Annotated in this window: 23 protein-coding genes; 8 read left to right on the top strand and 15 right to left on the bottom strand. The window is 67.2% G+C overall.

Translation table 11 applies throughout. The annotated features are described in order from the left end of the window. Positions 1–5: 5 nt before the first annotated feature. Positions 6–476 (bottom strand): hypothetical protein, encoded by a 471-nt coding sequence (locus BM449_RS06895; protein WP_071800619.1) that lies wholly within the window; start codon positions 474–476, stop codon positions 6–8. Positions 477–574: 98 nt separating this feature from the next. Between BM449_RS06895 and BM449_RS06890 the strand changes: the two genes are divergently transcribed. Continuing rightward, a complete protein-coding gene (locus BM449_RS06890) occupies positions 575–2,152 on the top strand; it encodes a dienelactone hydrolase (RefSeq protein WP_083544447.1) in 1,578 nt (525 codons plus the stop codon). Positions 2,153–2,206: 54 nt separating this feature from the next. Here the strand turns inward: BM449_RS06890 and BM449_RS06885 are convergent, their stop codons facing one another. Then, on the bottom strand, positions 2,207–3,199 hold the full coding sequence (locus tag BM449_RS06885; RefSeq protein ID WP_071800618.1) for an LCP family protein: 993 nt from the start codon (positions 3,197–3,199) through the stop codon (positions 2,207–2,209). A 40-nt stretch (positions 3,200–3,239) separates the two neighbouring features. Beyond that, positions 3,240–4,442, bottom strand: a complete 1,203-nt coding sequence (gene purT / locus BM449_RS06880) for a formate-dependent phosphoribosylglycinamide formyltransferase (protein WP_071802057.1) — start codon at positions 4,440–4,442, stop codon at positions 3,240–3,242. 93 nt (positions 4,443–4,535) lie between these two features. Here purT and BM449_RS06875 point away from each other — a divergent pair, with 93 nt between their 5' ends. Continuing rightward, on the top strand, positions 4,536–4,709 hold the full coding sequence (locus BM449_RS06875; RefSeq protein ID WP_233831189.1) for a cytochrome B6: 174 nt from the start codon (positions 4,536–4,538) through the stop codon (positions 4,707–4,709). 28 nt (positions 4,710–4,737) lie between these two features. On the opposite strand, the gene BM449_RS06870 is transcribed toward BM449_RS06875, so the two are convergent. From BM449_RS06870 to BM449_RS06860, 3 genes are all read right to left on the bottom strand, one after another. Next, positions 4,738–4,998, bottom strand: coding sequence for a hypothetical protein (locus BM449_RS06870; protein WP_071800617.1), 261 nt, complete (start codon positions 4,996–4,998; stop codon positions 4,738–4,740). A gap of 60 nt (positions 4,999–5,058) precedes the next feature. After that, the gene (gene mraY / locus BM449_RS06865) at positions 5,059–6,087 is read right to left on the bottom strand and encodes a phospho-N-acetylmuramoyl-pentapeptide-transferase (RefSeq protein ID WP_233831290.1); all 1,029 of its coding nucleotides are present in this window, start codon (positions 6,085–6,087) and stop codon (positions 5,059–5,061) included. An 80-nt stretch (positions 6,088–6,167) separates the two neighbouring features. Continuing rightward, complete coding sequence (locus tag BM449_RS06860; protein ID WP_071800616.1) at positions 6,168–6,419, bottom strand: DUF3134 domain-containing protein; 252 nt, start codon at positions 6,417–6,419, stop codon at positions 6,168–6,170. Positions 6,420–6,502: 83 nt separating this feature from the next. Here BM449_RS06860 and BM449_RS06855 point away from each other — a divergent pair, with 83 nt between their 5' ends. Further along, complete coding sequence (locus BM449_RS06855; protein WP_071800615.1) at positions 6,503–6,751, top strand: hypothetical protein; 249 nt, start codon at positions 6,503–6,505, stop codon at positions 6,749–6,751. A 4-nt stretch (positions 6,752–6,755) separates the two neighbouring features. After that, a complete protein-coding gene (locus BM449_RS06850; RefSeq protein ID WP_071800614.1) occupies positions 6,756–7,988 on the top strand; it encodes an argininosuccinate synthase in 1,233 nt (410 codons plus the stop codon). A 145-nt stretch (positions 7,989–8,133) separates the two neighbouring features. Here the strand turns inward: BM449_RS06850 and rpsF are convergent, their stop codons facing one another. From rpsF to BM449_RS06835, 3 genes are all read right to left on the bottom strand, one after another. Continuing rightward, positions 8,134–8,481, bottom strand: coding sequence for a 30S ribosomal protein S6 (gene rpsF, locus BM449_RS06845; protein WP_071800613.1), 348 nt, complete (start codon positions 8,479–8,481; stop codon positions 8,134–8,136). A gap of 109 nt (positions 8,482–8,590) precedes the next feature. Beyond that, on the bottom strand, positions 8,591–9,055 hold the full coding sequence (locus tag BM449_RS06840; RefSeq protein ID WP_071800612.1) for a Tic20 family protein: 465 nt from the start codon (positions 9,053–9,055) through the stop codon (positions 8,591–8,593). Positions 9,056–9,079: 24 nt separating this feature from the next. Further along, positions 9,080–9,958: a shikimate dehydrogenase gene (locus BM449_RS06835; RefSeq protein ID WP_071800611.1), complete on the bottom strand. Its 879-nt coding sequence runs from the start codon at positions 9,956–9,958 to the stop codon at positions 9,080–9,082. Positions 9,959–10,104: 146 nt separating this feature from the next. Here BM449_RS06835 and dnaK point away from each other — a divergent pair, with 146 nt between their 5' ends. Continuing rightward, entirely contained in the window at positions 10,105–12,018 is a 1,914-nt protein-coding gene (dnaK, locus tag BM449_RS06830) for a molecular chaperone DnaK (RefSeq protein ID WP_071800610.1), read from the top strand. Here the strand turns inward: dnaK and BM449_RS06825 are convergent. Together BM449_RS06825 and psbQ are read right to left on the bottom strand one after the other, a co-directional pair. Continuing rightward, complete coding sequence (locus BM449_RS06825) at positions 12,002–13,108, bottom strand: FAD-dependent oxidoreductase (RefSeq protein WP_071800609.1); 1,107 nt, start codon at positions 13,106–13,108, stop codon at positions 12,002–12,004. The two genes, dnaK and BM449_RS06825, sit on opposite strands and share 17 nt — an antisense overlap. A gap of 22 nt (positions 13,109–13,130) precedes the next feature. Next, a complete protein-coding gene (gene psbQ, locus BM449_RS06820; RefSeq protein ID WP_071800608.1) occupies positions 13,131–13,586 on the bottom strand; it encodes a photosystem II protein PsbQ in 456 nt (151 codons plus the stop codon). 76 nt (positions 13,587–13,662) lie between these two features. Here psbQ and purU point away from each other — a divergent pair, with 76 nt between their 5' ends. Together purU and BM449_RS06810 are read left to right on the top strand one after the other, a co-directional pair. Next, complete coding sequence (gene purU, locus BM449_RS06815; RefSeq protein WP_071800607.1) at positions 13,663–14,517, top strand: formyltetrahydrofolate deformylase; 855 nt, start codon at positions 13,663–13,665, stop codon at positions 14,515–14,517. A gap of 3 nt (positions 14,518–14,520) precedes the next feature. Then, entirely contained in the window at positions 14,521–15,810 is a 1,290-nt protein-coding gene (locus BM449_RS06810) for an O-antigen ligase family protein (RefSeq protein ID WP_071800606.1), read from the top strand. Here BM449_RS06810 and BM449_RS06805 read toward each other — a convergent pair. From BM449_RS06805 to acnB, 4 genes are all read right to left on the bottom strand, one after another. Continuing rightward, positions 15,767–17,365, bottom strand: coding sequence for a radical SAM protein (locus tag BM449_RS06805; protein WP_071800605.1), 1,599 nt, complete (start codon positions 17,363–17,365; stop codon positions 15,767–15,769). The two genes, BM449_RS06810 and BM449_RS06805, sit on opposite strands and share 44 nt — an antisense overlap. Before the next feature lie 106 nt (positions 17,366–17,471). Beyond that, positions 17,472–17,921, bottom strand: a complete 450-nt coding sequence (locus tag BM449_RS06800) for a hypothetical protein (RefSeq protein WP_071800604.1) — start codon at positions 17,919–17,921, stop codon at positions 17,472–17,474. A gap of 176 nt (positions 17,922–18,097) precedes the next feature. Beyond that, entirely contained in the window at positions 18,098–19,537 is a 1,440-nt protein-coding gene (locus tag BM449_RS06795; RefSeq protein WP_162922853.1) for a ClC family H(+)/Cl(-) exchange transporter, read from the bottom strand. A gap of 19 nt (positions 19,538–19,556) precedes the next feature. Beyond that, positions 19,557–22,187, bottom strand: a complete 2,631-nt coding sequence (gene acnB / locus BM449_RS06790; RefSeq protein WP_071800603.1) for a bifunctional aconitate hydratase 2/2-methylisocitrate dehydratase — start codon at positions 22,185–22,187, stop codon at positions 19,557–19,559. Positions 22,188–22,317: 130 nt separating this feature from the next. Between acnB and BM449_RS06785 the strand changes: the two genes are divergently transcribed. Then, positions 22,318–23,391: a 3-deoxy-7-phosphoheptulonate synthase gene (locus BM449_RS06785; RefSeq protein WP_071800602.1), complete on the top strand. Its 1,074-nt coding sequence runs from the start codon at positions 22,318–22,320 to the stop codon at positions 23,389–23,391. Positions 23,392–23,426: the final 35 nt, after the last annotated feature.

The following is a 23,426-nucleotide window of genomic DNA, read 5'->3' as shown; positions in this document are numbered from 1 at the left end:
CGGCGTCAGCTGCAGCCCTGAACGGAGAGGCGATAGCTGAATCCAAGGGCTTTGGGGTCGGCGCTGGCGCCCACCTTGAAATTCATCTGGCTGGCCTGCTTGCCTTCGACAGCCGCAAACGGGCCGAACATGCGGCCTGTGCCGATCGGTGGATTCATTACTTCATTGATCACCTGGAGGTTGGAGCCATCGCTGAACTTCATGAACCCTTCCACCGGGTATTTTGCGCCTGGATCGGAGGAGTTGGCGGTGAAGAAGAACTTGAAACTGGTATAAGGCTGGTCGACGATGAAGTCGGTGTTCCAGTTCGTCTTGCCGAGAAGTTTGGCGCGGCTCACCTGCTTGTTCACGATCGGTGTGGTGCCATCGCCGCCGATGGGCTGCAGAAAGGTGCAGCGCTCGGCGGCAACGGACGCGCCAGATCCGCTGCCAATCAGAAGCGGCGCCGCCAGGGCCAACAGGGCAAAAAGGTTCATCCAATCCTTTCGAGTCGTCCCAATTAAAGCGGTTGTCTGGCGTACGGGTTCAGGGAGTTGGTTGGAAATCGGTCGATGGGTGACCCTGTCGGGGGATCATGGTGGCAATACGCCCAGCCACCGTGCGCCCGCCCAGTTTTCCGTTGCCGACCCGTTGGCTGGTCGTGGCAGCAGCGCTGCTCGCCTCGATGGGGGGGGCGCCCAGGCCGGCGGCTGCCCTTGAGCAGATCGATCTGAACATTCCGGTGCTGGACACCATGTTCACGGTCAACCTGTCGGAGCTGAATGCACCCGGCGGCCTGTTCGCCGGCACCAGTGATCTGGCCGAGCTCGATCGAGCCACCAACGGGGCGATCGGGCGGCGTCTGCTGGAGTTCTTCAATTACCCGCTGCCGATTCAGTCGCTGGCGGTGGTGCGCGAAACGGCCGATTCGCCCCTGGCCAGCCAGGCCCTGCTGCTGGTTTCGGCCATCGGCGGCATCGATGGCCTGCCTGCCGACATCAATGGTGAAGAGCTCCGCCGCGTTCTCGATCGCGCCGCCACCAGGGGTCCGCTGACCATGCTCACGGTGCTCCAGGCCTTGCCCGGCCAGACGGCCTCCGTTGACCTGGAGCTGGCCCTGTTCGCTGTCCAGCGCCTCAGCCGCCAGCTGCAACCGGCCGACAGGCTGATCGCCGCGGGGGCGGCGGCCCGCCAGGCTCCCTCCCTGGTTCGCCCTGGCCCCCTGGCGGTGGAGCGGCGCGAGACCAGCCTGGTGGTCAGCCATCGCCCCGATCCTCTCCAGGTGGTGGTGGTGAGCCCCGGCCGGGCGGGAAACGGCCGTTTGGTCTTGATTTCCCATGGGCTCTGGGATGATCCGGAAAGCTTCGAGGGCTGGGCGAGCCATCTGGCCAGCCATGGCTACACCGTGCTGCTGCCACGCCATCCCGGCAGTGACCTCAGCCAGCAGCGGGCCATGCTCTCCGGCACCGCCCCACCACCGAGCCCGGCAGAGCTGAGGTTGCGGCCCCTCGATGTCTCGTCGTTGATCGACGGTGCCGCCGCCGGCAAGCTCGGGTTGGCGGCCGGCCTGCGCACCGATTTCGTCGCGGTGCTTGGTCAGTCGTGGGGGGCCACCACCGTGCTGCAGCTCGCCGGCGCCCAGCCCAGCGCCACCCTGCTGGAGGAACGCTGCGGCGATGTCAAGGATCCGGCCCGCAACCTCAGCTGGGTGCTGCAGTGCAGCTTCATCAGTTCGGCCAGCGAGGCCTCGCTGGCCGATCCCCGCGTCAAGGCGGTGGTGGCGGTGAGTCCACCGATGTCGTTGCTGTTCAACTACGGCGCTGCCCTGGGCATGAATGCCCGCGCCCTGGTGGTCAGTGGCAGCCGCGACTGGGTCGTGCCGTCTGGCCCTGAGGCGATCACGCCGCTGGCTGCTGAGGCCGGTGCCGCCGGTGGTGGTCACCGGCTGGTGATTGCCGAAGGCGGTGATCATTTCAACCTCGGCTCCCGCTACGGGGAGGAGGGCGGCGGCGCGCTCGGTGGCCTGCTGCTGGCCTGGGTGGACGGGGCCTTTGCCGCTGGTGCCGCCGCCGCTCCAGGACCGGCCGCCCCATCCCTCCTTCCCGCCAACGGCTGGGGGAATACCAGCCGTCCGCTCTTCGATGTGACGGAGCGATTGCAAGCCAGTCCGTGATCGGAGAATCCCTATCCCTGTGCTGCGGGCTGGCTGGGGGCTGAACCCTCGCGGCTAGTACTCAGGATCGGCGCTGTCCTGGCCGGCATAGCGGGTGTTGATATCGGGCATCCAGTAGCTCAGGTCGCCGTGCCAGAACAGCCTGCCGTTCAGGCGTTGGCTGCTCAGCTTGCTGTTGCCCATCACGGAGAGCAGCCTGGCCAGCTCCACCGGCGACAGGTCGGTCGTGATGTCCTCGTCGGCGATGGCCAGCAACGACGGCAGCCTGGCAATGGTGGAGGGTTGAACCAGTTTCTTGAAGGCCTCGCGCAACACCATCTGCTGGCGTTCCATGCGGCCCAGGTCGCCTTGCTCGTCGTTGCGATAGCGCAGGAAGCCTTCCAGGTCCCGGCCCTTGAGCAATTGGGGACCCGGGTAGAGATCGATGTAGAGATCCTGGCGACTGTCGACGTAATACATGCTCTTGGGAACATCGATTTCGACGCCACCGAGGGCTTCAGCCAGCTTCTCGACCGCGTCGAGATTGACGATCAAGTAGCGATCGATGTCTGTCGTGAGCAGGCTCGAGACCTCCTGTTTGGCCACGTTCACCCCGCCCACCGCATAGAGGGCGTTGGCCTTGATCACACCGAACGATTCAGACTCGATGAAGGTGTCCCGCGGAACCTGGGTGATCTGGGTGACACCGTCGAGAACCTCAACGGTGAACATCACATCGGTGCTGCCGCTGATCTGATCGGTGCCCAGCACCAGGATGCGGCGATTATCCAGGCTGAGAGGGTTGACCAGCGAGGTCAAGGCCGGGGTGGAGCGCTGCAGATTGGCCAAGGCGCCGCCGAGCAGGCCCGGCAACGGGCCGGCCAGGGCGTAGCCGAAAGCAAGCCCGCAACCGAAGCCGATCAGCAGGGCGCGACGGGAGAGTCGGGGCTTCTCTGGGCCGCCAGCCGGCAGCTCGGGTGGGGCGGGGGGCTGGCTCCCGCTTCGCCGGTCCAAGTGGGACACGGTGCCGGGAGGGTTGGAGCGACGACGCGGTTGGGCCTGGGCCATGAAGTGTCCTGTTGGGCGCAGCTTAAAACCCAATCCCCGGTCAGGCCAGCTCTGTTGGGCTTCCGGCGACCACGTTGACCTTGCTGGCGGCCCGATCGGCGCGCCCTCTGGCTTCGGCCAGATCTTCGCCACCGGCCACCACCACGCCCATCCGTCGCTGGGGCCGAGCCTCCGGTTTGCCGAACAGCAGCACCTGGGTGTCAGGCTCGGCCAGGGCCGCAGCAACGCCCTCATAGGCGACGCTGGCGAGGTTGCCTGTGGCCAGGATGACCCGGCTGGCGGCCGCGCCGCGGGAGTGGATGGCGGGGATCGGCAGCCCCAGCACAGCCCGCAGGTGCAGGTCGAACTCGCTGAGGTTCTGGCCCCTGAGGGTGACCAGGCCGGTGTCGTGTGGCCGCGGCGAGAGTTCCGAGAACACCACCTCCTCCTGGCCGCGTGGGCCGCAGAGGAAAAACTCAACGCCAAACAGTCCGGCCCCACCCAGGTGGTCGGTGACGCGGCGGGCCATCGCTTCGGCCGTGGCCAGGGCGCTGGCACCCAGGTCCGCCGGCTGCCAGCTGCACTGGTAGTCGCCCCGCTCCTGGAGGTGGCCGATCGGCGGGCAGAACAGGGTGGGCCCATCCCACTGCTTCACGGTCAACAGGGTGATCTCCTGCTCGAAACGCAAAAACTCCTCGACGATCACCCGCGCCCCTGCGCCGCGGGCGCCGGCCAGGGCGGCCTCCCAGGCGGCTGTGATTCCCTCAGGCCCCTCCACCACGCTCTGGCCCTTGCCCGAGGAGCTCATCACCGGCTTGACCACCACCGGCCAGCCCAGGGGCGCGGCGGCCTCAGCCAGATCGGCGGCACTGCCGGCATAGGCGAAGCGGGCGGTGCGCAGGCCGAGGCTGCCGGCGGCCAGGTCGCGGATCCGGTCGCGGTTCATCGTCACCGCCGTGGCCCGGGCGGTGGGGATCACGGTGAACCCTTCCGCTTCAAGTTCCGCCAGGGCATCGACGGCCAGGGCCTCAATCTCGGGAATCAGCAGATCGGGCCGGTGGCGGCGCACCACGGCCTTGAGCGCTTCGGGATCGGTCATGGCGATCACCTCGGCGGCATCGGCCACCTGCATGGCCGGGGCGCCGGGGTAGCGGTCGACGGCGATCACGCGGCAACCCAGGCGCTGGGCGGCGATGGCCACCTCCTTGCCCAGTTCACCGCTGCCCAGCAGCATCAGGGTGCGGGGAAAGGAGGTGGCGGGCATGGGCATGGCGCGCGGGTTGCGGAGGCTCCGATCCTGCTGCCTGACGGGCCTGCTAGAAGTGCTCGGCGACCCACTCCGCTGCAACGGCCCGCCGTGTTGATCTCCTCCCAGGCCGTTCTGGCCTTCTCGACGGCCGGCGATGTGGCCAACGGCCTGCCGTTTGGCTGGGATGTGGCGGGCCTGCAGCGGGGGGTGTTGATCTATCTGGGGATTTCCTCCCTCGCCTTCGTGCTCGTCTGGGGACTGGGCCTGCTGCGCCGCTCCTGAGCTGTTTTGTTCGGATGCAAGGGTCGGATCAGTCTTCGCGGCCGGACGGGAGGTCCGCAATCAGGTCGAGCTGGCGCACGGGCGTCTCCTCACTGATGAAGCCGTAGGCCTCGAACACCTGGTCGTCGGGGTGGGTGATGTGCTGACCATCGCTGTGGCGTTCCAACTCGAAGCCTTCGTCGGCCATGCGGCGCATCAGGGCCGCAGCCTCCTCAAACCGTGAAGCCATCGCCGCGAGGCTGGCGCAATCGGCCGTCAGCCCCTTTTCTTTCCAGGTGAAATAAGCCATAACACCAACTTGAAGCCATGCCATCAGCTTGGCCCCAGCTGGCACCAGCAGCCACCCGAATCAGGGAAGCAGCAGCAGGCCGATGGCCACCAGCAGCAAGCTGATCATCCAAAATCCCACCACCACCCGTTGCTCGGAGTGACCGGCCAGCTCGAAGTGGTGGTGGAGTGGGGCCATCCGCAACAGGCGGCGGCCCTGACCATCGGCCCCCTTGGTGGCCTTGAACACCCACACCTGCAGGATCACCGAGAGAGATTCGGCCACGAACACGCCGCCCATCAGCAGCAAGGGCCAGAGGCTGTCGCTGAGCAGGGCCACGGCGCTCAGGGCCGCCCCCATCGCCAGGGAGCCAGTGTCACCCATGAACATCCTGGCCGGATGGCGGTTATGGGCCAGGAAACCCAGCCAGGTGCCGGCCATGGCGGCACAGAACCCGGCCAGGGCCGGATCGCCCAGATGGCCCCGCAGCATCAACTGCACCCCGAAGCCAGCGAACACCACGGCCCCGCAGCCTGCCGCCAGCCCATCGAGCCCGTCAGTGAGGTTGGTGGCGTTGCTTTCGGCCAGAAACACGAACAGGCCGAGCGGCAGGATCAGCAAGCCGAGCGACAGGGCGAGGCCGAACGGCAAGCCCACACTGCGGGAAATCCAGTCGTTCCAGGCTGCCACCAACAGAAAGAGCGCGGCAGCAAGGGCCTGAAGCAGCAGTTTGCCGCGGGGGCTCAGGCCGGTGTTGGTGCGGCGGGTCAGGCTGCGCCAGTCGTCGAAGCCGCCGATGGCCATGAAGGCCAGGGTGATCGCGGCCACCGCTGGCAGGCGTGGATCGCTCGGGGCGACCAAACTGCCGACAATCACCCCAACCGGTACGACCAGCAGGCCCCCCATCGTGGGAGTGCCGGCCTTGCTGTGATGGGCCTGGGGCCCTTCCTGGCGGATCACCTGGCCGAGCTTGAGGGCCCGCAGATTCGGCACCCCCCAGCGGCCGAGACCCCAGCTGACCAAGCCCGCCACCAGCAGGGGCGGTGTCAGCTGGGGTGCGCGACTCAGTGCGTCCGTCAGCAAGCAGACGCCAAGAACAAGCAGGGCCAGCCAGCGCCAAGCCACCTGTTCACGGTCAGGCAAGGGCAGGGTTGAGGGGGCCTGTGTGGTCTGGGTCAATGGCACAGGGCTCAGTCTTCCCAGTTCTCCTCGGTCTGCTCGTCGGCGGCGTTGTATTCCTCTTTCTCGCCCATCAGAGCTGAAAGTTCCTCCTCTTCCACCGTGCTCACATCGGGAGCGGCGGCCTCTTCATCGGCCACCAGGCGGCCGCTGGTCTCCAGCCAGCTGAGCAGGTCGGGCTCATCGCGCAGGGGCAGCACCGGGGCGGGCTCATCCCTGCGGTAGCGGGTAAGGGAAGGATTGATGCTGTCGAGTGTGCTCATGGACGGCCTTGGGGGCGCAGCAAGCCTGCGAAGCGGGCAACACGCCAATCCATCACGATAGGTCATGCTGCTGATCTTCCTCTGTGACCTGGCCCAAAGCCTTCCAGCTGCTGATCACCTGGGGGGCCGCCCTTCTGCTCGCCGCCCTGCTGGTGCGCGGCGGTGAACGCTGGCCCGAGCCGTTGGCGATTCAGCCGCAACTGGTCTGGGCCCTGGTGCTGGGGCCTCCTGGCCTGCTGGCCCTGTGGCTGGCCACGCGCTGGCGCCATTTCGACGGCAACTTGAACGGCGACAGGGGACAATCCTCCAACGGCATTCACGAGCAGGACTGAGCGGATGGGAGAGGAGTTGGCGGGGCAAGGGGTCGGGCGTGCCCGCAAGGTGGTGTTGGCCTACTCGGGTGGGGTCGATACCAGCGTCTGCATTCCCTATCTGCGCGAGGAGTGGGGTGTCGAGGAGGTGATCACCTTCGCCGCCGATCTGGGCCAGGGCGATGAGCTCGAACCGATCCGTCTCAAGGCCCTCGAAGCCGGCGCCAGCCAATCGCTGGTGGGGGATCTGATTGAGCCGTTCATCACGGAGTTCGCCTTCCCCGCCATTCGCGCCAACGCCCTCTATGAGGGTCGCTATCCCCTCTCCACAGCCCTGGCCCGGCCGCTGATCGCCCGGGAGCTGGTGGCGGTGGCTCGCCTGGTGGGCGCCGATGCCGTCGCCCACGGCTGCACCGGCAAGGGCAACGACCAGGTCCGCTTCGACGTGGCGATCGCCTGCCTGGCGCCCGAGCTCAAGGTGCTCACCCCGGCGCGGGAGTGGGGTATGAGCCGGGAGGAAACGATCGCCTACGGCGAGCGCTTCGGGATGCCGGCACCGGTGAGCAAGGCCAATCCCTATTCGATCGACCTCAACCTGCTCGGGCGCAGTGTTGAAGCCGGCCCCCTCGAGGATCCGCAGGTGGAGCCACCCGAGGAGGTGTTTGCCATGACCCGCTCGATCGCGGCGGCCCCCGAAGAGCCCGAGGTGGTGGAGATCGGCTTCGTGCAGGGCAATCCCGTCAGCCTCAATGGCGAGATGCTCGATCCGGTCAGCCTGGTCCGGCGCGCCAATGACCTGGCTGGCAGCCACGGCTTCGGTCGGCTGGACATCATCGAGAACCGGGTGGTGGGCATCAAGTCGAGGGAGATCTATGAAACTCCCGGCCTGTTGCTGTTGATTCGCGCTCACCAGGAACTCGAAAGCCTCACCCTGGCGGCCGATGTGCAGCGCTACAAGCGCCAGATCGAGTCCAGCTGGGCGGATCTGGTGTATCAGGGCCTCTGGTTCGGCCCGCTCAAGGCGGCCCTCGATGGCTTCCTCGATGCCACCCAGGCCACGGTGAACGGCACGGTGCGGATCCGGCTGCACAAGGGCAATGCCACCGTGATCGGCAGGAGTTCAGCTTTGGACAGCCTCTACGTGCCCACCATGGCCACCTATGGCGGCGACGATCGTTTTGATCACCGCGCCTCCGAAGGATTCATCTATATCTGGGGGCTGCCGGCCCGGCTCTGGGCCGCCAGCTTGCGCCGCTAGGGCCAATCAGCGGAGTCACGCTGGCCAAGAACAGCTCATCTTCAAGAGCCGCTGATCAGACGAACCATCTCAAAACCAAAGCCAGGCATCCAGTTGGGGGATGCCTGGCTTTTTGACCAGAAATGGTGGAGGTGTTGTGGCTAGCTCAGGCTTCAGCGCTGACCGCTTCGCCGCCGGCACCGCGGGGGGCGGGCAGGGGGCCGTCCTGCTTGACGGTGAGATAGCGAATCACATCCTCGCTCAGCCGCATGGCCCGCTCCAGGGCCGCCACCTGCTGGCCATCGCCGCTGTGGTTCAGCTGCACGTAGATGCCTTCGCGGTGCTTGGCGATCGTGTAGGCCAGACGGCGCTTGCCACGCATCTGGGTGTCGAGCACTTCGGCGCCGGCCTCGGTGACCAGATCGCGGTACTTGTTGACATGGCCTTCGACTTCTTCCTCCGCGATGTCCGGGCGAAGGATGTACATCGTTTCGTAGTAGGGCTGCTGCGACATGACGGGCTGAAACCTCCGTGACGGGCTCGAGTGAGGCCAGCGGCCCTGCGGCTGCCAGCGACGGACTCGATACCGTAACGCGGCACCGTACCCCGTCAGTCCAGACGCCTCAGTACAGCTGGATCCGCACCGCCTCGGACACGGTCGGGATATCGGGCTCCTTGCCGCGTACGCACTGGACCACGGCGAACAGCACCAGCAGCAGGGTGCCGAAGAAGACGGTGTTGCTGAGCGTGCGCAGGGCGAAACTGCCGCCGAGCGGAGCCAGCAGCAGCCGGAATGCCAGGGACAGCAGGATCAGCACGATGTCCAGCAGGATCGCCTGCAGGACGTTGAAGCGGATGAAGTAAGGGACGCGCTGGTTGCGCACCACCCCCAGGAACAGGGCCAGGAACAGCAGGAAGCCGCCGAACGGCACCAGCCGCTGCAGGCTGAGCAACGGCAGGGCCGGCAAGACCGTCCACTGCAGGGCCGGGAAGAGCGTGAACAGCGATTCGCCGAACATCACGCCGTCGCTCCACGGCAACAGGTAGGCCAGCAGCGCCAGCAGGCGTTGCCAGGGGGGAATTTGCATTGAGGCAGACCGCGTCTTCCAAGGTTAGGGGTCGTGCCCGAGCTGGTTGAGGGCGGCCTGCCGCATCGCTGCCACCGGAACGGTGGTTTCGTCGCCGGCGGCGGCCAACCAGAGCCGTAGCGCTGCGGCTCCCTGCTGCACCAGCATCTCCAGGCCGTCCAGACTTTGGCAGCCACGCTCGCGGGCTTCCCGCAGCAGGCGACTCGGCCGCGGCGTGTAGATCAAGTCGTAGACAAGGGTCTCGGGGCGCAAGGCCTCCAGCTCCGCTGGAGCCAGCGGGCAGGCGTCAGCCGCCATGCCCACCGGGGTGGTGTTCACGACCAGATCGGCTGCGGCAAGGGCCGGCAGCAGCAGCTCGCTGGTCCAATTAAGGCCGCGCAGTTGGGGGGCCCAGGCCTGGCAGCTTGAGAGGAAGGCTGCGCGCCGTTGGGGGTCGCGGGCGGCCAGCTCGATCACCTCCAGATTCCGCTCCACCAGACCCGCCACCACCGCCCGGGCACTGCCGCCGCAGCCCAGCACCAGCGCCCTGGCTCCGCTCGGCAGGTCGCCCAGGGGGGCCAAAAAGCCCTCCACATCGGTGTTGGCCCCGAGCCAGCCCCCTTCGGCGCGGCGCACCAGGGTGTTCGCCGCGCCCAGTCGCTCGGCCAGCGGTGTGAGCTCGGCCGCGGCCGCCGCCGCCGCCTGTTTGTGCGGCAGGGTCACGTTCAGACCACGGCAGCCCAGGGCCTCAAGACCCCGCAGGGCCGTGCCCAGCTCCGCTGCGGCCACCGGAAAGGCCAGGTAGCGCCAGTTCAGGCCCAGCTCAGCGAGGGCTGCGTTGTGCATGGCCGGCGAAAGTGAGTGAGCCACCGGATCGCCGAGAAGCCCCACCAGGGCTGTCTGGCCTGAAATCGAAACGGGCATGAATCCTGGCGCTCTGCCGCGACTCTGCCGCGATCAATGGGCGGCACGGTACGGCAGCGGTTCGGAAACCACCCCTCGCCTCAGATGGCCTCTGCTGATGAGGATGCAACGGAAGGAACTCATTCGATCCAAGCGGGGAAGCACCCATGGGCAAAGTTGTAGGCATTGATCTCGGCACCACGAACAGCTGCGTGGCGGTGATGGAGGGCGGCAAGCCCACGGTGATTGCCAACGCCGAAGGCTTTCGCACCACCCCGTCGGTGGTCGCGTACACCAAGAACCAGGACAAGCTGGTGGGTCAGATCGCCAAGCGCCAGGCGGTGATGAACCCGGAGAACACCTTCTATTCGGTGAAACGGTTCATCGGCCGCCGGGTGGATGAGGTGAACGAGGAATCCAAAGAAGTGAGCTACGGCGTCGAGAAGGCCGGCTCCAACGTGAAGGTGAAGTGCCCGGTGCTGAGCAAACAGTTCGCGCCTGAGGAAGTATCAGCAGAAGTGCTGCGCAAGCTCGCCGAAGACGCCGGTAAGTACCTCGGTGAAACTGTCACCCAGGCGGTGATCACCGTCCCCGCCTATTTCAACGACTCCCAGCGTCAGGCCACCAAGGACGCCGGCAAAATTGCCGGCCTCGAAGTGCTGCGGATCATCAACGAGCCCACGGCGGCCGCTCTGGCCTATGGCCTCGATCGCAAGAGCAACGAGCGCATCCTGGTCTTCGACCTCGGCGGCGGCACCTTCGACGTCTCGGTGCTGGAGGTGGGCGATGGCGTATTCGAGGTGCTCTCCACCAGCGGCGACACCCATCTGGGCGGCGATGACTTCGACAAGGTGATCGTCGATCACCTGGCTGCCACCTTCAAGAGCAACGAAGGCATCGACCTGCGCCAGGACAAGCAGGCCCTGCAGCGTCTCACCGAGGCAGCCGAGAAGGCCAAGATCGAACTCTCCAGCGCCACCCAGAGCGAGATCAATCTGCCGTTCATCACGGCCACGCCGGAAGGCCCCAAGCATCTCGATCTCACCCTGACGCGGGCCAAGTTCGAGGAACTGGCCTCCAAGCTGATCGATCGCTGCCGCGTGCCGGTGGAGCAGGCCCTCAAGGACGCCAAGCTCTCCACCAGCGAGCTTGATGAAGTGGTGATGGTGGGCGGCTCCACCCGCATCCCCGCCGTGCTCGAACTGGTGAAGCGGATCACCGGCAAAGGCCCGAATCAAACCGTGAACCCCGACGAAGTGGTGGCGGTTGGCGCCGCCATTCAGGGCGGTGTGCTGGCCGGTGAGGTCAAGGACATCCTCTTGCTGGATGTCACGCCGCTCTCCTTGGGTGTTGAAACCCTCGGTGGCGTGATGACCAAGATGATCACCCGCAACACCACGATCCCCACCAAGAAATCGGAGACCTACTCCACGGCTGTGGATGGCCAGACCAATGTGGAGATTCACGTGCTCCAGGGCGAGCGTGAGCTGGCTTCTGACAACAAGAGTCTCGGCACCTTCCGCCTCGATGGCATTCCGCCTTCCCCCCGCGGCGTGCCCCAGATCGAAGTCACCTTCGACATCGACGCCAACGGCATCCTCAGCGTCACCGCCAAGGACAAGGGCAGCGGCAAGGAGCAGAGCATCTCGATCACCGGCGCCTCCACCCTCGGCGAGAACGAGGTGGAGAAGATGGTGAAAGATGCTGAGGCCAATGCCAGCGCCGACAAGGAGAAGCGCGAGCGCATCGACCTCAAGAACCAGGCCGAAACCCTGGTGTACCAGGCCGAGAAGCAGCTCGGCGAGCTCGGCGACAAGGTGAGCGCTGAAGACAAGGGCAAGGTGGAAGGCTACTCCACCCAGCTCAAGGAGGCGATTGCCCAGGAGGATTACCCCACGATCAAAACCGTGTTGGAACAACTCCAGCAGGCCCTCTATGCCGCCGGTGCCTCGGTGTACCAGCAGGCGGGTGCCGCCGCCGATGGAGCCGCAGCCAACGGGACGGGCGACAACGGCAGCTCGGCCGGCAGTGCCGGCGCGGCTGAGGATGTGATCGACGCCGAGTTCACCGAGAGCAAGTGATCCCGGCCTCGATCTGGTCAGTGACCCACTGGGCGCTGGCCGGCGCCAGCAGGATGCCGTTGCGGTAGTGCCCGCAGGCCAACACCAGCCCCTGCTCGAGCACCTCGAGCAGGGGCGCCGGTCTGCCGATGGGCCTGGCGCGAAGCCCTTGCCAGCGGCTCACCAGTTCGGCCTCACGCAGCCAGGCGGGCGCTTGACCACCGAGCTGAAGCAGTGGTTCCAGGCTCTGGGGATCGGCGACTTGTCCCGGCTCCAACGTGGCCCCCAGCCACAGCCTTCCATCCGGCCTAGGGATCAGGTTCACCCCTTGCCACACCACCGCCCCCGGCCAGTGCGCGAAGGCCGGGGCGCCAGCCGGGAGCTGCAGCTCCACCGCCTGGCCGAGCACCGCCTCCAGGGGGCGTTCATGCCCCAGGGGCTCCAGCAGTGCCGGGGTTGAAAGCCCGCTGGCCAGCACCACCCAGCTGGCTTCAAGGGTTTCACCGCCTTCCAGCTCCACCTGCCAGTCAGCGCCGGCGAGGCGCCCCAGGCGGACCACGGCCCCATGGCGCAGTTCCAGGCCTGCGCGTTGGCCATCGCTGCGGAAGGCCCGCATGGCTTCAAGCGGATCCAGCTGGCCGTCCCGGGGGGAGAACAGGCCGCACAAGGCGCCAGCAGGCAGCGATGGTGTCAGGCGCCGCAGCTGCTGCTTGGACCAGAGTTCGAGGGGCAGGCCTGCCTGCTGGCGTTCGTGCGCCAACCGTTGCAGGCGGACCTCCTGCTCGGCTGTTGCGGCCAGCAGCAACAGGCCGGCCTGGAACGACAGGGGCAGGCCCTGGGCTGCCAGATCCGCCGACCAGCGGCGCCAGAGATCAAGGGATTGCTGACGCAATCGCCAGGCCCGCCCGCTGGCGCGATGGAAGACATCGCCCATGAACACCCCGAGGGCGGCACTGCTGCCGCTGCCTGCGGGCTGGGGCCCGGCTGCTGCCGGGTCCACGAGTGTCACGGCATAGCCAAGGCGCTGCAGCCTCCAACTGCTGGCCAGGCCGACGATGCCGGCGCCGATGACCAGCACGCGGTCACGGTCGCGACGGTTGCCGATCACCATGCCAACCGATGGCCCGACTCGCTCAGGAGATGCCGTCGGCGTGCAGCACTTCGCCGTAGTTGCCGAAGCCGCTGGCCACCTTGATGTAGGCCTTGCGCAAACGCTCGCCGTCCTGGAGGCGGGCCGACTCGTCGAGTTCAGCCAGGGCGCCCTTGAGTCTGGCGGCCAACTTGTTGGCCTCGGGGCGGTCGGCGGGCAGCAGGCGTTGGTTGATGTAGAGCATCTGGCGCCCCACTTCCTGCATCGGTCCGTGGATCAAGTTGCGGGTGAACACCCAGTTGCGTTCGTTCACCAGCTCGGCCAGCTCGGGCAGCCGGTCTTTGGCGGCAAGGAAACCTTCGGCCTGGCGCTGGATCGTCGCCAGATCCTCGGCGCTGATCGTGGGGGCTTTGGCCTGGGCGCCGCCGCAGGCGGTGAGGCCGAACGAGAGCACCACGGCCAGACAGAGAAGGGCGATTCGCTTCAACAGGGCAGCCATGGCGTCTGAGACGGTCGGCGGGACTTTAGGCCGGCTCCGGGCGGGCACAATGCCGCTTTGGCGAGCCGATGCGGCGATGAGCACCCCAACGGCGATCCTCCAGTTGATCTGCCCGGACCGGCCAGGTCTGGTCAGTGCGCTCTCCGGTTGGGTGGCCGCCAATGGCGGCAACATCCGCCATGCCGATCACCACACCGATGCTGGGGCCGGTCTCTTCCTCAGCCGCATCGAATGGCAGCTTGAGGGTTTCGGCTTGCCCCGCGACGCGATCGCCCCAGCCGCGCTGGCCCTGGCCGAGCGACTCGGCGGCGAAGGCCAGCTCCACTTCTCTGATTCCCTGCCCCGGGTGGCGATCTTTGTGGGCAAGCAGGACCACTGCCTGGTGGATCTGCTCTGGCGCACCAAGGCCGGTGAACTGCCGATGCAGGTGCCGCTGGTGGTCTCCAACCATCCCGACCTCAGGCCTTTGGCGGAGACGTTCGGTGCTCGCTTCGCCCATCGGCCGATCTCTGCGGCCAGCCGGGAGGAGGGCGAAGCGGCCCAGTTGGCCCTGCTGGCCGAGGAGGGCATCGAGCTGGTGGTGCTCGCCAAGTACATGCAGGTGCTCAGTCCCACCTTCCTGGCCGGCTGCCCACCGGTGATCAACATCCACCATTCCTTCCTGCCGGCCTTCCAAGGGGCCCAGCCCTACCAACGGGCCTGGCAGCGCGGCGTCAAGCTGATCGGAGCGACGGCCCACTACGTGACCGAGGAACTCGATGCCGGGCCGATCATTGAGCAGGCCACCGTGGCGGTGAGTCACCGCGATGAGGTGGAGGATCTGATCCGCAAGGGCCGCGACAGCGAACGGCTGGCCCTGGCCCGCGCCCTTCGGGTTCACCTGCGCCGCCAGGTGATGGTGTACGGAGGCCGCACGGCGGTGTTCTCCTAAGCGATGGCGCGGCCTGACCCTGGTGCTGTTCTGCGTCGTCTCGACAGCACCAGGCCCGAGGCGGCCTCGCCACTCGGCTGGAGGTGCTTTCAGCTCGGGATGTTCCTGCTTGCCAGCAGCGCCCTGCTCGGTGGTCCGCTGCTGCTGATCGCCCTGGTGCTCGGCGGCCGCGGGCGCCAGCCGTTCCTGGCCGACCGGGTCAACGCGGTGCTGCTCTTGCTGGCGGCCCTGATGCTGCTGGGCGGCTTCACGGCCAGCAGCGGCTGGCTGGCCTGGGTGGGCCTGGGCAACTGGCTCCCATTCTTCTGGGCCTTCTGGGGATTTCAGCCCTACCTGGGCGAAGCGCAGGCCCGCCGCCGGGTGGCGCTCTGGATACTGGCTGGCACGGTGCCGGTGATCCTCACCGGCCTGGGCCAGCTCTTCTGGGGCTGGAGCGGACCCTTCCAAAGCCTCGGTGGCCTGATCATCTGGCACCTCAAGGCAGGCGGCAACCCCACGGGTCGGCTGGCGGGCCTGTTCGATTACGCCAATATCGCCGCGGCCTGGCTGGCCCTGGCCTGGCCATTCGCCCTGGCGGCCCTGATGCAGCCCCGCCAGGTGTGGCCGCGCCGTCTGGCGGCCCTGGCCGTGGCCAGCTCCCTGGTGGCAGCCCTGGCGCTCACCGATTCGCGCAATGCCTGGGGGGCCCTGGTGCTGGTGTTGCCGATCGTGGCCGGTCCAGCCAACTGGCTGTGGCTGCTGCCCCTTTTGTTGCTACTGCTGATTCCTGTGGGCTTGGCCAGCCTTTCCGGTGTGCCAGCAGCCATCCAGCAACCGGCCCGGAGCCTGGTGCCCGATGGCATCTGGGGCCGGTTGAGCGATCTCACCTTCGCAAGCGAGCGCCCCCTGGCGATCACCCGGCTGAGCCAGTGGGGTGTGGCGCTCCAGCTGGTGGCGGAGCGCCCCTGGCTGGGCTGGGGTGCGGCCGCGTTCAGCGTGATCTACCCGCTGCGCACAGGCTTCTGGCATGGCCATCCCCACAACCTGCCGATTGATCTGGCCCTGAGCCATGGCCTGCCGGTGGCGCTGCTGCTGGTCGGGCTGGTGGCCTGGTTGCTGATCCGCTCCGCCCAGCGGGGCATGGCCACCGGAGCGGTTTTCGAGCGGGCCTGGTGGGCGGCGGCGTTGGTGCTGGTCGCGCTCCATGCCACCGACATGCCGCTCTACGACAGCAGGATCAATGTGGTGGGCTGGATTCTGATGGCGGGGATCAGGGCGACCCTTCTGCAGCCATCACAGCCGGCGCAGCGGTGAGGCCAATGGCGAGGGCGTCGCGGTGATGGCCGGCCAGGGTGGCTTTCGGCAGGGGGGCGTCGAGATGGTCCCAGGGGAGAACCCGATCGGGGCTCCAGCTGGCGTGGATCACCTCCTGCCAGGCGGGCAGAGGGGCTGATCCGGGCGCTGGCGTTTCGGCGGCCACGGCGCGATAGGCCTTCTTCCAGCCCCCCAGGGTGTTGTTGTTGCCACGCACCGCAGCAATCACGGCCGCCAGACGGCGATCGCTGCGCGAGAGCAGCGCCTGGATGACGCTCCAGCCATAGCTCTCGGGGCGGAGCGCGATGCCTTTGGGTTGGAGCCGCTTGGCCAGCAGCTTCAGCCGTTTCTCTGCCTCCGGCCGCACCCCCTCCCACTGGAAGGGGGTGTGGGCCTTGGGCACGAAGCTGCTCACCCCCAGCGACAGGCGCAGACCTGGGGTGGCGCCCTTGAGCGCGATCAACAGGGCGGTGGTGGCCTCGATGTCGTCGTTGGTTTCGCTGGGCAAACCGGCCATGCCATAGAGCTTCAGGCCGCTCAATCCGCCTTCTTTGGCGTAGCGGGCGGCCGCGAAGATCTCCTCGCTCTCCAGCTTTTTGTTGACCACCCGCCGCAGGCGCTCGCTGCCGCTTTCGATCGCGATCGTCAGCGATTTGCTGCCCCGCCGCGCCAGGATCCGCCCCAGCTGGGGGGTCACCGTGGCGGCGCGCACCGAGCTGACGCTCACCCGGGTGTCCTCGAAGCGGTCGCCATCGAGCCAGCTCAGCAGGTCGGCGAACTGGGGGTGCTGGGTGACGGACGCTCCCAGCAGCCCCAGGCGCTGGGTGGCGACTAAGCCCTTCTCCACCGCCGGGATCAGGCCGTCATCAAGGCTGGGGGTGCGGAACGGCAGGGTGAGGTAGCTGGCCAGGCAGAAGCGGCAGAGCTCCGGGCAGCTGCGAACCACTTCCACCATGTGGATCGAGGGCCAGGCCGCTTCCGGCGTGATCACCATCGAGTGGCTGAGGGTGTTGCCTCGCCAGGTCTGCTTGGCCACCCGGGCCGGGATGCCGCTGCCGATCGGCTCGACGCCCAGCAGCTGGCCGTCGCTGCTGTAGCGGGGGGCATAGAGCGCCGGCACATAGACGCCCGGCACCGCCGCCAGGGCTCGCAGTCGCTCGGCCCGGGGCGCTCCCCGGTGGGCCTGGACGGCATCGATGAAGGCGGGCAGCAGCAGCTCGCCGTCCCCGAGCAGCAGCACATCGAAAAAGGGCGCGAGCGGCTCGGGGTTGGCGGTCAGCACCGGCCCGCCCCCGAACACGAGCGGATCGCGCTCGCCGCGCTCGCTGCTCCAGAGCGGGATGTGCTGACGCTCGAGAAAATCGAGCAGCACCGGGGCATCAAGCTCCCAGCTCAACGACAGCCCGAACAGATCGCAGTGGCGGTGAGCCGGATCGCCCTGGTCGGTGAACAAACGCCGCACGTCGAGATCACCCCGGCTGGCCAGGGCTGCCCAGACCACCTGGTAGCCCAGGCTGGTGATCCCGACGGTGTAGGTGCTGGGGAAGGCCAGCACCGCCTTGAGCGCATCGGCGGCCGGTTGGGCCGGCTCGAATAGCAGGATCTCCTGGTTCAGGGGTTAGCCGAAAAGGGTCGGCCTTCCAGCGTGTCACCCCATCGGGCTAGCTGCCCATCAGGGAGGAGAGCGGTCCGAGCAATCCACTGATCGCAGCGGAGGCAGGCCCGGCGTCCGGCTGCCCACCGCTGAAGGTGCTGATCAGGGTGTTGGCGGCGTTTTCGATGGCGGGGAACTTGTCGCCAGCCAGGGGCTTGATCACCGGTGAAGCCTTCTCCCAGAGCGGCTTGAAGCCGGCCATCGTGGCGCTGGCTTTGTCCAGATTGCCAGCCTCCACTTCGCTGCGTCCTTCCTGGAGCATGTCGATGACTGGATTGACGGCGGGGGCCAGGGCCGTCTGTGCGGCCCCGCTGGCGGCCGTCTGGCCTGCATCACCCATCTTGTCACCAGCCTGTTTCATGGACTCCTTGGTGCCGCTGCAGCCGCCAAGGGCCAGAGAGCCGGCGGCGGCGAGGAGGACGGTGTAGGTGCCGAGAAGCCGAGGCCATGCAGTCATAAGGAAGGCAATCTTGTGTCCAGAGCAACCTACCGATCCCTGTGGGATTCACCCAGCGGGTTCGCTCTTCTTTGGAATTGGTCATGATCAACACAGATCGTTCCGCGCAGGCCGTCCCGGCCTTTCCACTCAGCTGCGAGCCCCATGGCTGGCGACGCTCAACAAGCCACGCCCCATCAGAGCTTTCTGGGCGGCAGCGGCACTGAGGGAAGGGTGAGTTCCTTTGTGCCAATGGTCCCGCTGGAGGGTGGAGGTTCGCGCCAGGGAGGTCCCAGGGAAATCAGGCGTTCGAAGATCGAATGCTTGTGAAACACCCGGGCCATCAGAAAGCTGCCCAGGCAGGCCACCATCAACGGTTTGAGGATCAACAGATCCTTGGTGAGGGCGAAGGTGAGGAACATGGCCGTCATCGGTGTGCGCGCGCAGGCCGCCATGAAGGCCCCCATGCCGGCAAACACCACGGTGCTGGGGGCCTGACCGCCCCACTGCTCGATCAGACCGGCGGCGGCCAGGCCAAGGGCACCGCCCAGCGTCAGCATCGGCGCGAACAGTCCGCCGGGGGTACCGGCGGCGGCGGCCAGACCGGTGCTGAAGAACAGCACCACAAAGATCGCCAGGGCACGGGAAATGTCCACGTCGCCTTCCACCACCACCTGGCGGATGCCGGCGCGGTTGATGAAGTCAGTCGGCAGCAGCGCGTCGACCAGTCCGATCAGCACGCCGGTGCAGGCCATGCCCGCCGCCAGTGGCACCTGCCATTGGCGGCGTAGCCGTTGCAGCACCACCACGAAGCGGCAATAGGCCTCGGCGGCGAAGGCCACCAGGCCTCCGAAGCCGAACAGCACCACCAGATCGATCGGCAGCACCTGGATGAACGGCAACACCTGGCGCTCCAGCTCCAGGCTGCCGCCTGGATTCCAGCCGCTGGCCGTCGGTCCCAGTCCGGCCAGGCCCAGCAGGTCGGCCCAGGTGTCGGCCCAGAAGGTGGTGACCAGCACCAGCAGCATCACCACCGGGCGGGCTCCTTTGAGCAGTTCCTCGATCGTGTAGAAAAAGCCGGCGATCGGGGCATTGAAGACAGCGGCAATGCCGGCGCCGCCACCGGCGGCCACGATCATGCGCAGGAAGGAACTGGGCGCCTTGATCCAGCGCGCCACCTGCCAGCCCATCGAGCTGCCCATCTGAATCGAGGGGCCTGAAGGGCCAAGGGGGAAGCCGCTGCCGATCGCCACGATGCTGGCGATCAACTTGACCACGCCCACCTGCAGCCCCATCGGAATCGGCTGCCGGCGCAGGTACTGGATCACCTGGGGGATGCCGGAACCCTGGGCTGCCGGGGCCAGGGTCTGCACCAGCAAACCGCCGATCAAGCCGCCAGCGCCGCCGATTGCCGGCAGCAGCAGCAGGGAAGGTCCAAGCTCAAGCAACTGCAGCCGGGCCCGGCCGAGGTTGTCGAGGCCGAGTTTGAGGAACAAGCCGGCGGTGGCGGCACCCAGACCGGTGAGCATCAGGGCCAGGACCACGGCCAGCCACTTGTTCTCGAGCAGCCGCCGGATCGTGACGGTCTGAAGCCGTTGCTGCTCAGGTTTGGTCCGGCCGCTGGCTTTGGCGTGCATCAGGGGCCCGCGCCTCCCCTCAGACCTCCGCCAGCACGTTGGCCTGCTCGGCGCTGCTCAGCACCCGGCCCTCGTCACCGAAGCCCTCGATCTGATCGAAATTGAGGTAGCGGTAGAGATCGGCCGCCAGCGGATCGATCTTGGCGGCCGCGATCTCCAGGTATTCGGCCGGGGTGGGGATGTGGCCCAGCAGGGCGCAGACGGCGGCCAGTTCGGCGCTGCCCAGGTACACCTGGGCGCCGTTGCCGAGGCGGTTGTTGAAGTTGCGGGTGCTGGTCGAGAACACGGTGGTGTTGTCGTCGACGCGGGCCTGGTTGCCCATGCAGAGCGAACAGCCGGGCAGTTCCATGCGGGCGCCGCCGGCCTCGAAGATCGCCGTGTAGCCCTCCGCCCGCAGCATCTCGTCGTCCATGCGGGTGGGCGGGCAGACCCAGAGCCTGGCCTGGCTGCTGCCGGCCCCCTTGAGCACGGTGGCGGCGGCCCGGTAGTGGCCGATGTTGGTCATACAGGAGCCGATGAACACCTCATCGATCGCTGCACCGGCCACCTCCGAGAGCAGCTTGACGTTGTCGGGATCGTTGGGGCAGGCCAGCACCGGCTCGGTGAGGTCATCGAGGTTGATCTCGATCACTTCGGCGTACTCGGCGTCGGCATCGGCGGCCATCAGCTGGGGATCGGCCAGCCAGGCCTCCATCGCCCGCAGCCGCCGCGCCATCGTGCGGGCGTCGTCGTAACCGCGGGCGATCATGTTCTTGAGCAGGGCCACGTTGCTGCTGAGATACTCCGCCACCGTGGCCTCGGAGAGCTTGATCGTGCACCCCGCGCAGGAGCGCTCGGCGGTGGCGTCGGTGAGCTCAAACGCCTGCTCCAGCTTGAGATCGGGCAGGCCCTCGATCTCCATGATCCGGCCGGAGAAGACGTTGACCTTGCCGGCTTTGGCCACGGTGAGCAGCCCCTTCTGGATCGCCACATAGGGGATCGCATTCACCACATCGCGCAGGGTGACGCCGGGCTGGAGCGAGCCGGTGAACCGCACCAACACCGATTCCGGCATGTCAAGCGGCATGGCGCCGATGGCGGCGGCAAAGGCCACCAGGCCAGAACCGGCCGGGAAGGAGATGCCGAGCGGGAAGCGGGTGTGGCTGTCGCCGCCGGTGCCGACGGTGTCGGGCAGGAGCATGCGGTTCAGCCAGCTGTGGATGATGCCGTCGCCGGGGCGCAGGGCGACGCCGCCGCGGGAGCTGATGAAATCGGGCAGTTCGGCGTGGGTTTTCAGATCCACCGGCTTGGGGTAGGCGGCGGTGTGGCAGAAGCTCTGCAGCACCAGATCAGCGGAGAAACCGAGGCAGGCCAGCTCCTTCATCTCATCGCGGGTCATCGGCCCGGTGGTGTCCTGGCTGCCCACGGTGGTCATCAGTGGCTCACAGCTGGTGCCGGGCCGCACGCCGCTCAGGCCGCAGGCCTGGCCCACCATTTTCTGGGCCAGGGTGAAGCCTTTGCCCGTTTCAGCCGGCGCCGACGGGCGAATGAACAACTCCGAGGGCGGCCGGCCCAGCTGGGTTCGCACCTTGTCGGTGAGTGAACGGCCGATCAGCAGGGGGATGCGGCCGCCGGCGCGCACCTCATCGGCGATGGTGCTGGGCTTGAGCTCAAAACGGGCCACCACCTCACCGGCGTTGGCCTCGCCTTCGGCCCGCTCGATCGTGCCGACGTGGGGGCGGATCGTGATCACATCGCCCGAGTTCAGCGCCGAGACATCGCATTCGATCGGCAGGGCGCCGGAATCCTCGGCGGTGTTGAAAAAGATCGGGGCGATCTTTCCGCCCAGGATCACGCCCCCCCCACGCTTGTTGGGCACATGGGGGATGTCGGTACCGGTGTGCCAGAGCACCGAGTTGATCGCTGATTTGCGCGAGCTGCCGGTGCCGACCACATCGCCCACGTAGGCGACGGGATGGCCCTTGGCCTTGAGCTGCTCGATCAGCTTGAGGCCGCCGGGCATGCGGGTCTCCAGCATCGCCATGGCGTGCAGCGGGATGTCGGGGCGGGTGGTGGCGTGGGTGGCCGGGGAGAGGTCGTCGGTGTTGGTCTCGCCCTCCACCTTGAACACGGTGACGCTGATGGCTTCGGGCAGCCCGGGCCTGGCGGTGAACCACTCGGCCGCGGCCCAGCTCTCCACCACCTGCTTCGCCCAGGGGTTGCTGGCGGCGAGCTCAAGTACGTCGTGGAAGGCGTCGTAGACGAGCAGGGTGCGGCTCAGGCCCGTGGCCGCCTCGGCGGCGATGGCGGCATCGGCGTGGCTCAGCAGGCCGACCAGGGCACTGACGTTGTAGCCGCCGATCATGGTGGCCAGCAGGCGGGTGGCCTCGATCGGGCTCAGCAGCGGGCTGACGGCCTCGCCCCGGGCGACGGCGTTCAGCCAGGTGGCCTTGACATACGCCGCCTCATCCACCCCCGGTGGAATCCTCTCGCTGAGCAGATCGAGCAGCACGGCGTCCTCGCCGGCGGGGGGTTGCTCCAGCAGGGCCGTCAGGGCCTGGGTCTGGGCGGCCGTGAGCGGCAGGGGCAGGACACCTTGGGCCTCGCGCTCCGCCGCCTCCTGGCGGTAGCTGGCCAGAAGGTCGAAGGGGGCAGAGGTGACGGCCTGCATTCCAATCCAATGTTAGGAGGCCCCATTCTCGCCCCCGTTTTGACAGAGGTGGTCGTCATCGCTGCCAATACGGGGGTGTTCTGACTGTTTAGGCTGGATGATCCGTCCACGGTTCTCGAGCGCGACCGGCATGAACCCCACCTCTGACCTGCATGTGGTCGAGACCCGGCCGCTGGTCGCTCCCGCTGTCCTGCACCGTGAACTGCCCCTTTCGCCCGGAGCCGCCGCCACCGTTTCAGGGGCGCGGGAGCGGATCAAGGCGATCCTGCATGGCCGCGATCCACGGCTGCTGGTGATCGTCGGCCCCTGCTCGGTCCATGACTTAGGCGCCGCCCGCGAGTACGCGGCCGCGATCGCCGAAACCCAGCGGCTCCATCACCAGCAGCTCGAGGTGGTGATGCGCGTTTACTTCGAGAAGCCGCGCACCACCGTGGGCTGGAAGGGGCTGATCAACGATCCGCACCTGGATCACAGCTACGACATCAACACCGGTCTGCGCCTGGCCCGTGGCCTGCTGCTGCACCTCGCTGAGCTGGGTCTGCCGGCGGCCACAGAACTTCTTGATCCGGTGGTGCCCCAATACATCGCCGATCTGATCAGCTGGACGGCCATCGGTGCCCGCACCACCGAAAGCCAGACCCACCGGGAGATGGCCTCGGGACTGTCGATGCCGATCGGCTTCAAGAACGGCACCGATGGCAGCGTGCTCACAGCGATCAACGCCATGGAAGCGGCTGCCCGCCCCCATCATTTCCTTGGCATCAGTCAGCTGGGCCATGCCGCCATCGTTTCCACCACCGGCAACCCTGACGGCCACCTGGTGTTGCGCGGCGGCAAAGGCGGCAGCAACTATCACGGTGAGGCCGTGGCCGCCGCTGCCTCCAGCCTGGCCAAAGCCGGCCTGCCGCCTCGGTTGATGGTGGATTGCAGCCATGGCAACTCCAACAAGGATTACCGGCTCCAGGCTGAGGTGCTACGCCAGGTGGCCCAGCAGGTGCGCCAGGGCTCCTCGCCGGTGATGGGGCTGATGCTCGAAAGCCATCTGGTGGCCGGCAACCAGGCGATCGCTTCGGACCGCTCCACGCTCACCTACGGCCAGAGCATCACCGATGCCTGCATTGATCTGGCTACCACCCAGGCGCTGCTCAAGGAGCTGGCCGAGGCGGTGGCGGAGTTGCAGGCGGCCTCGCTGGCCCCGGTCTGAACTCTTTTTGGCACTCGCGAGTTGTGATTGCCAGG

The sequence above is a fragment of the Synechococcus sp. SynAce01 genome, assembly GCF_001885215.1.
Taxonomy (GTDB): domain Bacteria; phylum Cyanobacteriota; class Cyanobacteriia; order PCC-6307; family Cyanobiaceae; genus Regnicoccus; species Regnicoccus frigidus.
The sequence above is the reverse complement of the archived record's forward strand: the minus strand, read 5'-3'. Positions and strand labels throughout refer to the sequence as shown.

Bases quoted from the DNA above. Each gene is read 5' to 3' on its own strand.
- BM449_RS06895 (WP_071800619.1), bottom strand. From the start codon at position 476: ATGAACCTTTTTGCCCTGTTGGCCCTGGCGGCGCCGCTTCTGATTGGC.
- BM449_RS06890 (WP_083544447.1), top strand. From the start codon at position 575: ATGGTGGCAATACGCCCAGCCACCGTGCGCCCGCCCAGTTTTCCGTTG.
- BM449_RS06885 (WP_071800618.1), bottom strand. From the start codon at position 3,199: ATGGCCCAGGCCCAACCGCGTCGTCGCTCCAACCCTCCCGGCACCGTG.
- purT (WP_071802057.1), bottom strand. From the start codon at position 4,442: ATGCCCGCCACCTCCTTTCCCCGCACCCTGATGCTGCTGGGCAGCGGT.
- BM449_RS06870 (WP_071800617.1), bottom strand. From the start codon at position 4,998: ATGGCTTATTTCACCTGGAAAGAAAAGGGGCTGACGGCCGATTGCGCC.
- BM449_RS06860 (WP_071800616.1), bottom strand. From the start codon at position 6,419: ATGAGCACACTCGACAGCATCAATCCTTCCCTTACCCGCTACCGCAGG.
- BM449_RS06850 (WP_071800614.1), top strand. From the start codon at position 6,756: ATGGGAGAGGAGTTGGCGGGGCAAGGGGTCGGGCGTGCCCGCAAGGTG.
- rpsF (WP_071800613.1), bottom strand. From the start codon at position 8,481: ATGTCGCAGCAGCCCTACTACGAAACGATGTACATCCTTCGCCCGGAC.
- BM449_RS06840 (WP_071800612.1), bottom strand. From the start codon at position 9,055: ATGCAAATTCCCCCCTGGCAACGCCTGCTGGCGCTGCTGGCCTACCTG.
- BM449_RS06835 (WP_071800611.1), bottom strand. From the start codon at position 9,958: ATGCCCGTTTCGATTTCAGGCCAGACAGCCCTGGTGGGGCTTCTCGGC.
- dnaK (WP_071800610.1), top strand. From the start codon at position 10,105: ATGGGCAAAGTTGTAGGCATTGATCTCGGCACCACGAACAGCTGCGTG.
- BM449_RS06825 (WP_071800609.1), bottom strand. From the start codon at position 13,108: ATGGTGATCGGCAACCGTCGCGACCGTGACCGCGTGCTGGTCATCGGC.
- psbQ (WP_071800608.1), bottom strand. From the start codon at position 13,586: ATGGCTGCCCTGTTGAAGCGAATCGCCCTTCTCTGTCTGGCCGTGGTG.
- purU (WP_071800607.1), top strand. From the start codon at position 13,663: ATGAGCACCCCAACGGCGATCCTCCAGTTGATCTGCCCGGACCGGCCA.
- BM449_RS06810 (WP_071800606.1), top strand. From the start codon at position 14,521: ATGGCGCGGCCTGACCCTGGTGCTGTTCTGCGTCGTCTCGACAGCACC.
- BM449_RS06800 (WP_071800604.1), bottom strand. From the start codon at position 17,921: ATGACTGCATGGCCTCGGCTTCTCGGCACCTACACCGTCCTCCTCGCC.
- BM449_RS06795 (WP_162922853.1), bottom strand. From the start codon at position 19,537: ATGCACGCCAAAGCCAGCGGCCGGACCAAACCTGAGCAGCAACGGCTT.
- acnB (WP_071800603.1), bottom strand. From the start codon at position 22,187: ATGCAGGCCGTCACCTCTGCCCCCTTCGACCTTCTGGCCAGCTACCGC.
- BM449_RS06785 (WP_071800602.1), top strand. From the start codon at position 22,318: ATGAACCCCACCTCTGACCTGCATGTGGTCGAGACCCGGCCGCTGGTC.